This is a genomic window from Phenylobacterium sp., from assembly GCF_036402295.1.
In the GTDB taxonomy this organism is placed as follows: Bacteria; Pseudomonadota; Alphaproteobacteria; order Caulobacterales; family Caulobacteraceae; genus Phenylobacterium.
Map to the genome: position 1 here is coordinate 1 of NZ_DASWTE010000032.1, position 2,984 is coordinate 2,984.

The window sequence follows — 2,984 nt, forward strand, 5'->3', positions numbered from 1 at the left end:
GCCTGGTCCCCCTGCCCCTTCAGCCGCTCGAGCAGCAGGTAGACATGCAGGCTGTAGAGCTCGAAGCGGCCCTCGACCGTGTCGGGGGCGCCGAGCTCGGCGTAGAGCGCGGGCGTGCGCGATTGGGCCACCGTCCGCGCATAGAGCGCGCGGCCCGCCGCCTGCGCTGGTCTCGGCTTGAACAGGCGCTTGAGCATCGAAGCCTCGATTTCGCCCCAGGTCTGAGAGATTTGGGGGGGCCTAAAGGGCGCATTGAACTAAGGGCCGGCTGGCGATAGGTCAAAGCCTCTTGCCGACTGGCGCCCAGAAACGAGTCCTGATGTCCCGAAACGCCGCCCTCGCCGTCCTTGCCGCCGTGACCCTGGCCGCCGGCCTTTCCGCCTGCTCGCCGATCACCAGCTACTCGGGCTTCCAGGCGATCGACTCCGACCCGAAGGACGTGGCGGTGGGGACCGACACCAAGTCGACCGTGCGCGCCAAGCTGGGCTCGCCGTCGGTGCAGTCCACGTTCGACCCCAACGTCTGGTTCTACGTGAACCAGGTCAAGGAGCGCGTGGCCTTCCGCAGGCCGCAGGTGACCGCCCGCAACGTCACCGCCATCACCTTCAACAAGGACACCGAGATGGTGGAGACGGTGAACGTCTACACGCTCAAGGACGGCAAGGTGATCGCCTACAACAACCGCGAGACGCCCACGCGCGGCCGCGAGATGACCGTGCTGGAACAGCTCTTGGGCAGCGTGGGGCGCGGCGGCCTACTCCCGCGCGAGGACGAGGGCGTCCCGGGCAGCCGGCCGGGCGACCGGCGCTAGCGTTCGGCCAGATATTGCGGCGGCACTGACGCCGTCAGCCAGACGCCGTTCTCGGCCTGATAGAACTCATGCCCGGCGGCGCGCATCCCGGCCGCGTCCACGCGCAGCACGACCGGACGGCCATGCCGGCGGCCGACGGCGACTGCTGTGTCCTCATCAGCGGACAGGTGCACGTGGTGGCGGCTCCCGGGCTTGAGGCCCCCGACGCGGATCGGAACCAGGAACCGCTCGGCGGTGCCATGGAACAACTGCGCCGGCGGCTCGACCGGATTGTAGTCACGCTGCACCTCCGACGTGGAGTGGCCCTGGACGGCGCGAATACGCAGGCCGTCGGGCGATATCTCGAACCGCCTCTTGCTGTTGTTGTCGACCACCAGTTGGAGGAACGCCCTGTCGAACGCCTTGCGGGCGCGCCGGGCCCCGGCGAGGACCTCTTCGATCGCGGCCCAGCCCTCGCGGTCGAGACTCAGGCCGGCGGCCTCAGGCGCATGACGCAGGATGTAGCTGAGGTACTTGCTTACTTCCGTTTCACTCATGGCCAAGCTCCATAATGCAAAACGCCTCGGAGATCGCTCTCCGAGGCGTCTGCATTGACCAGAAGCTGGTGGCTTAGCCCACCGCGCCGTGGGCCAGGACCGCCAGCAGCAGCAGGGCCACGATGTTGGTGATCTTGATCATCGGGTTCACGGCGGGGCCCGCCGTGTCCTTGTAGGGGTCGCCGACGGTGTCGCCGGTCACGGCGGCCTTGTGAGCCTCCGAGCCCTTGCCGCCGTAGTGGCCCTCTTCGATCAGCTTCTTGGCGTTGTCCCACGCGCCGCCGCCCGAGGTCATCGAGATGGCGACGAACAGGCCGTTCACGATCACGCCCATCAGCATGGCGCCCAGGGCCGCGAAGCCGTTCACCGGGCCCGCGATGGCGTTGATGACGAAGAACAGCAGCACCGGCGAGACGACCGGCAGCAGCGACGGGACGATCATCTCCTTGATCGCCGCCGTGGTCAGGATGCCGACCGCACGACCGTACTCGGGCTTCACCTCGCCCGTCATGATGCCTGGGTTCTCCTTGAACTGGCGGCGCACCTCGGCGACGACCGATTCAGCGGCCCGGCCCACGGCGGTCATCGACATGCCGCCGAACAGGTAGGGCAGAAGCCCCCCGAACAGCAGGCCCACGACGACGTAGGGGTTGGAGAGGTCGAAGGTGACCGCGCCCAGGCCCTCAAAGAACGAGCCCGGCATGGCGTTGGCCGCGAAGAACTTCAGGTCCTCGGTGTAGGCGGCGAAGAGCACCAGGGCGCCCAGGCCGGCCGAACCGATGGCGTAGCCCTTGGTGACGGCCTTGGTGGTGTTGCCCACGGCGTCGAGCGCGTCGGTGGTGACGCGGACCTCAGGCGGAAGGCCGGCCATCTCGGCGATGCCGCCGGCGTTGTCGGTCACGGGACCGAACGCATCGAGCGCCACAATAAACCCCGCCAGCGACAGCATGGCCGTCGTGGCGATGGCGATCCCGAACAGGCCCGCCAGGCCGTAGGTGACGATGATGCCGGTGATGATCACCAGCGCCGGGGCCGCGGTCGATTCCAGGCTCATGGCGAGGCCCTGGATGACGTTGGTGCCGTGGCCGGAGACCGAGGCCTTGGCCACCGACTTCACCGGGCGGAAGCCGGTGCCGGTGTAGTACTCGGTGATCACGACGATCAGGGCGGTGACAACCAAGCCCACGAGGCCGCAGTAGAACAGCTCCATGCCGCCGAAGGTCTTATCGCCCACGGTGACATCGGCGGGCACCAGGGTGGTGATGACCCAGTAGAGCGCGCCGACCGACAGGACGCCGGTGACGATCAGGCCTTGGTAGAGGGCCCCCATGATGTTGTTCGACTTGCCCAGGCGGACGCCGAAGGTGCCGATGATGGAGGTGATGATGCAGACGCCGCCGATGGCCAGCGGCAGGAGCATCATGTTGCTCACGACGTCGGGCATGGCGCGGAAGAAGATCGCCGCCAGGACCATGGTAGCGACCGTGGTCACCGCGTAGGTCTCGAACAGGTCGGCGGCCATGCCGGCGCAGTCGCCGACGTTGTCGCCCACGTTGTCGGCGATGGTGGCGGCGTTGCGCGGGTCATCCTCGGGGATGCCGGCCTCGACCTTGCCCACCATGTCGCCGCCGACGTCG

4 protein-coding genes are annotated in these 2,984 nt (G+C 67.8%); 1 reads left to right on the plus strand and 3 read right to left on the minus strand.

Annotation, left to right across the window (positions count from 1 at the left end; genetic code table 11):
• Positions 1-197 (minus strand): ubiquinol-cytochrome C chaperone family protein (locus VGD44_RS01875; RefSeq protein WP_331083293.1); only part of this gene is annotated, 197 nt, incomplete at its 3' end.
• Positions 198-319: 122 nt separating this feature from the next.
• On the opposite strand from VGD44_RS01875, the gene VGD44_RS01880 reads away from it, so the two are divergent.
• The gene (locus tag VGD44_RS01880; protein WP_331083295.1) at positions 320-811 is read left to right on the plus strand and encodes an outer membrane protein assembly factor BamE; all 492 of its coding nucleotides are present in this window, start codon (positions 320-322) and stop codon (positions 809-811) included.
• Here VGD44_RS01880 and VGD44_RS01885 read toward each other — a convergent pair.
• Positions 808-1,347: an RNA 2'-phosphotransferase gene (locus VGD44_RS01885; RefSeq protein ID WP_331083297.1), complete on the minus strand. Its 540-nt coding sequence runs from the start codon at positions 1,345-1,347 to the stop codon at positions 808-810. The genes VGD44_RS01880 and VGD44_RS01885 overlap by 4 nt on opposite strands.
• A gap of 73 nt (positions 1,348-1,420) precedes the next feature.
• A partial coding sequence (locus tag VGD44_RS01890) for a sodium-translocating pyrophosphatase (RefSeq protein ID WP_331083299.1) occupies positions 1,421-2,984 on the minus strand: 1,564 nt, incomplete at its 5' end.